Source organism: Bacteroides muris (ex Afrizal et al. 2022), assembly GCF_004793475.1.
GTDB classification, from domain to species: Bacteria; Bacteroidota; Bacteroidia; order Bacteroidales; family Bacteroidaceae; genus Bacteroides; species Bacteroides muris.
This window is the reverse complement of record NZ_SRYZ01000030.1, coordinates 36,448-44,579: the sequence shown is the minus strand read 5'-3', so window position 1 is coordinate 44,579 and position 8,132 is coordinate 36,448. Positions and strand designations below refer to the sequence as shown.

The following is an 8,132-nucleotide window of genomic DNA, read 5'->3' as shown; positions in this document are numbered from 1 at the left end:
AAAGTCCGGGCTTTGCGCATAAAAAAAGGTTGTGCCAGCATTTTGACACAACCTCCTCCGAACATTATATACACATTTTACTCTTTCCTATCAGATGCCGAGTGACTTGCGCACTGCCTCCACTTTCTTTTCAGCTTCGGCATCAGCACTGGCATAGCATTTCGGACAGCCCATCTCGCCCTTCACCTCGATATAGAACTTAATCTTCGGTTCCGTACCGGAAGGACGGACAGAAATCTTCGTGCCGTCTACAGTGAAATACTGAAGTACATTGGATGTCTCGGGCATATCCAGCTTGCTTACACCACCCTGAGCATCAGTAAGCTCCAGCGTCTTGTAATCCTTAATCAGGCTGACAGCCGAACCACCTATTTCCTTCGGAGGATTGGCACGGAAGTTATCCATCATCGCCTTGATTTCCTCGGCACCGCTCTTACCGGGTTTCACCACATTCACGGTGGTTTCCTTCGAGAATCCGTATTCTACATAGATTTCCATCAATACGTCATAGAGTGTCTTGCCCTGGTCTTTGGCCCAAGCACAGATTTCGGCCAGCAAAGAGCAGGCAGAAACCGCGTCTTTGTCACGGACAAAGTCTTCGGCCAGGAAGCCGTAGCTTTCTTCGCCACCACCGATGTACTGCTGCTTGCCTTCGCTCAGACGGATTTCGCGGGCAATCCACTTGAAGCCGGTGTAGCAGTCGCGCATTTCAATCTTGTTCTTGTCCGCCACAGCCTTGATGAGTTCAGTCGTCACAATGGTCTTCACGATGAAGTCGTTCGGCTGCATCTTGCCCATTGCAATACGGTTCTTGATGATGTAGTACAGGAAGATGAGACAAGTCTGGTTACCGTTGATAAGCACCCATTCGCCTTTGTCGTCCTTGCAGGCCATACCAACACGGTCGGCATCCGGGTCACTTGCCATCACAATGTCGGCGTCAATCTTCTTGGCCAGCGCAATGGCCATGGAAAGGGCTTCGGCATTTTCGGGGTTCGGAGAAACCACTGTCGGGAAATTGCCATCCTTCACCATCTGTTCGGGCACGCAGTTGATATTTTCAAATCCCCACTCCTTCAGTGAATCTGGAATGAGCACGCGGCCTGCGCCGTGAAGCGGAGTATACACAATGCTGAGGTCTTTCTGCCGACAGATGACTTCGGGGTCGATGGAAATGGAATGAACCATACTCAGATAAACATCGTCCACATCCTTACCAATCATCTGAATCAACTCCGGGTTACCGTTGAACTTGATGTCGTCCACAGTCACCTTGTTCACCTCGTCGATGATGGCTGTGTCGTGCGGAGCGAGCACCTGCGCACCGTCATCCCAATAAGCTTTGTAGCCGTTGTATTCTCTGGGATTGTGGCTGGCAGTGATGTTGATACCACTTTGGCATCCCAAATGACGAATGGCAAATGAAACTTCCGGCGTAGGACGAAGGGCATCGAAAAGATAAACCTTAATGCCGTTTGCCGAGAAAATGTCGGCAGAGATTCTGGCAAACTTGTCACTGTTGTTACGGCAATCGTAGCCTACCACTACAGAGATTTCATCTCTATCTGCAAAGCATTTGTTCAGATAGTTGGACAAACCTTGAGTAGCTGCTCCTACGGTATAGATGTTCATGCGATTTGTACCCACACCCATGATGCCGCGCAGACCGCCCGTTCCAAACTCCAGGTCTTTATAAAAACTGTCTATCAATTCGGTTTTATCTGGATTTTCCAACATGCGTTTCACTTCCGCCTGAGTTTCGGCATCATACGCCGGGGTAAGCCATTTTTCGGCTTTCTCAGTCACCTGCTTAATCAGTTCCTGATTTTCCATAAGACTGTTATTATTTTAAGAGTTAATATAAACTTTTTTGTAAGACACAAATGTAGAAGAATAAGTTCAAATATCCTAATTTTATTCAGGCATTTTATATCTGTCTCCCGTCTGCTTGACATACTCTTCAAGGAACTCCTTCGGGTATCCCGGGCGGATTACGCCTGCCGGCTGGCCAATGGAATTACGTTCGAATTGACCGTTTTTCATACGTTTGACAACACCGTCATTATACTTTACGACAAGAAACTCGCCAAGACGTTTCCAAGTATCAAAGGTGCTTTGGGCAGTCATGTTTGTATAATTGGTAAGGAATGCCTTTGCTTTGGCTGGGTCTTTTTCCAGCAGTTTGGCAGCAGCAGCCTCAACGCCTTCCTGCGCTTCGTTGAAAGTTGTCTCCAACTCTGTCTGAGTGGCACGCACGTCGCCCATCATCAAGTCATAACGGGGATAAACCATATTGGCCACCCAGTTGAAAATCCAGAAAGCGGAGTTCCAGGAGAAAGTGATGTAATCGGCGCCGTCCACGCGGGTGTAGCACACAGGAACCTTGTCCGTACAGCAATATACAGGCGTAAATACCGTCATGTTGGCATCATCCGTGCCGAACCACAGTACTCCACCGATAGGGTCGGGCAACTCGGAGCGCATCTGTGCCACGAATACGAAACCACTCTGCTGAGTGGAGATGGGACGCTCATTGAAGTATTCCTGGTCGCCCACCTTGAAAGAGAGTGGAGAAAGACGGTACGGGGTATGATACGGGCCTGCGCCGAAATCTTTGCTGATATCGAGAGGAGTACCTTCATAATGATCGCGCATGGCGTTCTTCACATCCTGCACGGAAACCTTGCGGTTGGGTTTCACAAACAAGGGCATCGGAGTGTTCGTCTCGCCTAATATATAAGGCAGGAACTCGTTACCGCGGTCGGTAAACATATTGAAATAGCTCCATACACGGGCCTCGCAATAGCGACGGGCACCAAAATCGAGCGGAGCGTAGGCATCGGCAAAACTGAAATCCTTATTCACACCATCAAAGTAACCCTTCTCACGTGCAAAGGAGATGACGTCGGCAGAGTACATGCAGTTTTCCTTGTCGTTCATGTTGAACTGATGAATACGGCTTTGGTTGGCATGAGCGGAGATACAATCGTCAGGCACACGGACAGCTACCCATACGGCACCACGCACACCGGGTCCTTTGCCAATCATCTCCATAATCCATATCTCGTTGGGGTCGGCAATGGTGAAGGATTCTCCACTACTGTAATAGCCATATTCCTGCACCAATTCCGTCATCACCTTGATAGCCTCGCGAGCAGTGCGTGAACGTTGCAGTCCGAGATAAATCAAGCTACCGTAGTCGATAATACCGGTAGTGTCTACCAGTTCGGGGCGTCCGCCGAATGTCGTCTCACCGATAGTGAGCTGGAATTCGTTCATATTGCCGATGACGTTGTACGTCTGGCGGGCCTGTTCTATCTGCCCGAGGTATTTGCCGGTATCCCACTCGTGTATGTCAATCAGCGTGCCTTTTTTGTGCATGCCGGCCGGATAATGATATAACTCGCCGAACAAGCCATAGGAATCGGCAGAATAGGAAACAATGGTAGAACCGTCCGCGGAGGCGTTCTTGCCCACGATAAGATTGGTGCAGGCCAGCGCATTCGCCACGGCTGCCACAACAAACAAGACGGAAAGAGTCAGTCTTTTACTTTTCATACTTCTAATAAATTAAGGCCTCACTCCCGTCCCCTCTCCGAAAGAGAGGGGAGAAGAAAATGATAGCTTGTTACACATATTTTTATTACACTTATTTATTACACTATATATAGCAAAAGTAACTTCTGACCTCCCCTCCCTACGAAGGAGGGGTCGGGGGAGAGGCTTTACCATACAAAATCAAACTGTTCGGTGGTACAGTTGCCACAGCCATCCGTCACCGTCATCTCCACCACATGCTTGCCGCCTTTCTCCACATGTTTCGGGTCGAGCTCGCACACCAGGTTACCACTGATGGAGTTGGGCTTTCCAAACAAGGCATATTTTCCGTCAATCGTACCCCGATAGGTGTTGATGCCGGTTTCCTTGTCCTTGGCCTTGAAGATGATTTTTCCCGTACGTCCCCATTGGGCTTGGTTCACGGGAGTTATCACCGGTGGAACCGTATCCACTGCCACGGTATAAGTCCCCAAATCCCGTATACGCACTTTCATGACACCATCCTCATACTTACCGCCGATACGGTATTTTCCACCGCGCGCCGTCACGCCCGCCACATAATATTTGGTCATATCCTCTACCGGACGTCGGCGCAAGCCGATACGTAAATCACAGGCACCGTGCATAGGAATACGGGTATCGTTCAATTGATAGGTGAAAGCTATGTCACCGCTATCAGCCCGCACAGAATAGTTCAACAGGACGTTATCGTAGAGCATTCCTTTCGGAATGACCAATTCTAACCCCGGTTCCTGCAGATAGTTCACCTTGTCCCATTTGAGTGCGTATTTCTCACGATGTTCCACCGGAGCAATTGTCGTCTTCTGCCCCTGCACCGTGAAGCGAACCTTGGAGGTATTTCCCAGCGCATCGCTCAGCGTATAGACAAACCGATAAGGGCGTTCTTCGTTGATTTCCACCAGTCCGCGATTGCCGTTGGATGCCTGCAGCATGCGCAGGCGGTTGCCCGGCTCTATAAAAGACTTCATATACTGACCTTGCGTCCACGAATTGATATATCGGTTTTCCTCGTATGCAAAGCGGTCTACCGTACTGCGGAAGACTTCCTCGCCGTCCACTTCGAGAATCACCGTCTTCACGCCATATTTATTCTGCACTCCGTCCATATAATCGTAGGCACGGATACCTGCACCAATCAGTCCCCAGGCGGTAATGGGTTTCGTTGGATGTGCCGGAAAAGCCCGTCGCGTCTGCTTGCCCTCCACCACTCCTTTTCCCGGCTGGGGAAACAGCATGATACCTTCGGCACGCGGAGCAGTCTTGTCCTTCACCTTGTCCATGAAGAAAGGCAGCGGGTCTATATATTCGTCCGTAGCCGTCTCTATCATATCCAGATGCAGGTGCGGACCGAAAGAGTATCCGGTGTTTCCGCTTAAAGCTATTATCTGACCGGCCTTCACGGGATATTCGCCCAAGATATGCACCCCGAGATTATTACTGCCTCTATCTCTATCGCCTCCCTCATCTGACACGGGAGCAGGCTCGGGAATTATCTCTACTTCCCAGCTTTCCTTTTCGTACTGAAGAGCCTTCACTCGCTTTGCCACTTCACCCACAAAGGCGCTAAGATGACGGTAGATGGCGGTATAGCCGTTATCATACATCACATCGAGCACATAGCCTGAGCCGTGGGTGACGCGGATACGCGAAATATATCCGTCTGCCAAGGCGCGTACCGCCTTGCCTATGGTGCCGCCGGTCTTGAAATCCAGTCCGCCATGAAAATGGTTGGCACGTATCTCGCCGAAGTTACCGGAAAAAATGATGGGAAAATCAAAAGGCGGGATGAAGGAGGGCTTGTCTGTATCGGTTTCTTGGGCATAACCGCTTTGCACACTACCAATAAAGAACAAAAGAAAGAAAAATATAGGATATTTCATATTTTGTAGGGTCAATATTATTTTAAATGCATGCAAATATAAAAAGAATAGTTCTCTCTACCTACAGAAAGCTACAATTATCATTGATTAAAACATACATAAAAATCCTGTTGAAGAACATAGATGCACCGATAACACCCAAGCCGGGAAATCGCTATATTGCGCCATGTTTAACCCCCAATTAAAACTTTAAGGTTATGATTATCGGAGTACCCAAAGAAATCAAGAACAACGAGAACCGTGTGGGCATGACCCCTGCCGGAGTAGCCGAGTTGGTGAAAAAAGGTCATACGGTGTATGTGCAGGCCACGGCAGGCGCAAACAGCGGTTTCTCCGACGATGACTACATCGCCGTAGGTGCAAAGACTTTACCGACCATTGAAGACACGTATGCCGTAGCCGACATGATTGTCAAGGTAAAGGAACCTATTGCACCGGAGTACAAACTGATTAAAAAGGGACAAGTGGTATTTACCTATTTCCACTTTGCCGCCGATAAATTACTGACCGAAGCCATGATTGAAAGCGGTGCTGTCTGCATCGCCTACGAAACCGTGGAAAAGGAAGACCACTCACTTCCGCTACTTACTCCCATGAGCGAGGTGGCAGGACGTATGGCTACGCAAGTAGGAGCCCGCTTCCTTGAAAAACCACAAGGCGGCAAGGGAAAACTGATGGGCGGCGTGACGGGTGTACGCCCCGCGCGCGTACTTATCCTTGGAGGTGGTATCGTGGGCACCAATGCCGCACAGATAGCTGCCGGAATGGGCGCCGAAGTGCTGATTACAGACATCAATCTCCCCCGTCTGCGCTACCTGAGCGAAGTGATGCCGAAAAACGTAAAGACACTCTATTCTTCCACTCATAACATCATAATGGAATTACCGAACATCGACTTGGTAATCGGTTCCGTACTCATTCCCGGTGACAAGACCCCACATCTCATCACCCGGGAAATGCTGAAGATGATGAAACCCGGCACCGTACTCGTGGACGTAGCTATCGACCAGGGTGGTTGTTTTGAAACCTCCCACCCTACCACGCACAGCGACCCTACCTACATTGTGGACGGAATTGTGCACTACGCCGTTGCCAATATCCCCGGCGCCGTTCCCTTCACCTCAACCATGGCGCTGACAAATGCCACCCTGCCCTACACCGTTGCTCTGGCATGCAAAGGCTGGCGACAAGCCTGCAAGGACGACCCGGCCCTGGCGTTGGGATTGAACATAGTGGAAGGCAAGGTAACATACAAAGCCGTAGCCGACGTCTTCGGGTTGAAATATGAACCGGAAAAATAGGAAAAAGAGAACTTTGACACATTTTCTTCTTTCTCCCGCCACATAGCGAGCAGTGTAATGCAAAGATTGAAAATGAACGGAGATTTCTTGGAACTAGTGTGGAACAAGGTCTGAAAGAAGTCTGTAATGAATAGAGACATGAGCTTCTCTTTTTAGTTATGAGTTATAGGTTATGAGTTATTTGCTGGCAGGCACTGTAATCAGCAAACAACTTATAACTTATAACTCTATAATGGATTTCTTTATTAGAAAAATTTAAAAACAACGACCGTCTGCGCGTCTCCTAAATACCGGACTTATAATATCAATGATTCTCTATACCGAGTCAAAAATACGAAAAGACTTATGTATAATTATCTTGTCACCGTTTTTTCAGAACGCTTCCCGCATCCTCTCCCACGCCTTTCTGCTCTCCTCTACCAACTCTTGCACGACCGACGCCACAGATTGCACTCCCTTTCCATGCAGCAAAGCGGATACCTGCCCTATTTCCAGTTCCCCTTCTTCCAGGTCACCTTCAAAAATACCACGTTTGGCACGGCCACGCCCTAAAAGGCTACAAAGTTCTTCCTCTGAAGCTCCCACAGCCTCAGCAGCCTCTACGGCGCTGCGAAAGTTATTGCGCACCAGACGCACCGGAGCCAATTTCTTCAAAAGCAGACGGGTATCCCCTTCTTCCAAATGCAAGCAGTAATCCTTGAACACCTCGCTTGCAGAACTCTCTGCTGTCAAGGCAAAGCGTGTACCAATCTGTACAGCTTCTGCCCCCAACACCTGGGCGGCCAGCATGGCCTCGCCCGTCGCAATGCCGCCGGCGGCAATCAGAGGAAGTGTAGTAACTGCACGTACAGCAGGTATCAGGCACAGAGTGGTAGTCTCCTCCCTCCCATTATGCCCACCGGCTTCGAAGCCCTCGGCAACTATTGCATCGACGCCCGCCTCTTCAGCCTTCACGGCAAAACGCGAGGACGAAACAACATGCACCACCGTGATGCCACGCTCGTGCAACCACCCGGTCCATTTCTTAGGGCTGCCGGCAGATGTAAATACAATCTTCACTCCCTCGTCGACCACAATCTGCATTATCTCTTCTATTTGAGGATACATCAAAGGAATATTCACACCAAAAGCGTGATGTGTAGCCTCACGGCATTTCCTGATATGCTCCCGCAACGTTTCGGGGTGCATCGAACCTGCACCGAGCAAGCCCAACCCTCCCGCATTACTTACAGCAGCAGCAAGTCTCCAGCCGCTACACCACACCATGCCACCTTGAATTATCGGATATCTTATTCCGAATAGAGAAGTCAATCTGTTCATTCTTACTTTTCTTAAAAGTTACTGATGAAAACAAGAAGAGGAGAAAGAAAGT

The 8,132-nt window shown here is 49.3% G+C and carries 5 protein-coding genes; 1 reads left to right on the top strand and 4 read right to left on the bottom strand.

What is annotated here, in order from left to right; genetic code table 11:
* Positions 1-90: 90 nt before the first annotated feature.
* The 3 genes from E5355_RS12870 to E5355_RS12860 form a co-directional block, all read right to left on the bottom strand.
* Positions 91-1,833, bottom strand: coding sequence for a phospho-sugar mutase (locus tag E5355_RS12870; protein ID WP_136010663.1), 1,743 nt, complete (start codon positions 1,831-1,833; stop codon positions 91-93).
* Positions 1,834-1,914: 81 nt separating this feature from the next.
* A complete protein-coding gene (locus tag E5355_RS12865; RefSeq protein ID WP_008664769.1) occupies positions 1,915-3,558 on the bottom strand; it encodes a C69 family dipeptidase in 1,644 nt (547 codons plus the stop codon).
* Between the two features lie 167 nt (positions 3,559-3,725).
* Positions 3,726-5,459 (bottom strand): M23 family metallopeptidase, encoded by a 1,734-nt coding sequence (locus E5355_RS12860; protein WP_246866952.1) that lies wholly within the window; start codon positions 5,457-5,459, stop codon positions 3,726-3,728.
* Positions 5,460-5,656: 197 nt separating this feature from the next.
* Here E5355_RS12860 and ald point away from each other — a divergent pair, with 197 nt between their 5' ends.
* Positions 5,657-6,760 (top strand): alanine dehydrogenase, encoded by a 1,104-nt coding sequence (ald, locus tag E5355_RS12855; protein ID WP_136010661.1) that lies wholly within the window; start codon positions 5,657-5,659, stop codon positions 6,758-6,760.
* Positions 6,761-7,132: 372 nt separating this feature from the next.
* Here ald and E5355_RS12850 read toward each other — a convergent pair whose 3' ends face one another.
* Positions 7,133-8,080 carry an NAD(P)H-dependent flavin oxidoreductase gene (locus tag E5355_RS12850; RefSeq protein WP_136010660.1) on the bottom strand — a complete coding sequence of 316 codons (948 nt, stop codon included), beginning with the start codon at positions 8,078-8,080 and terminating at the stop codon, positions 7,133-7,135.
* Positions 8,081-8,132 lie beyond the last annotated feature (52 nt).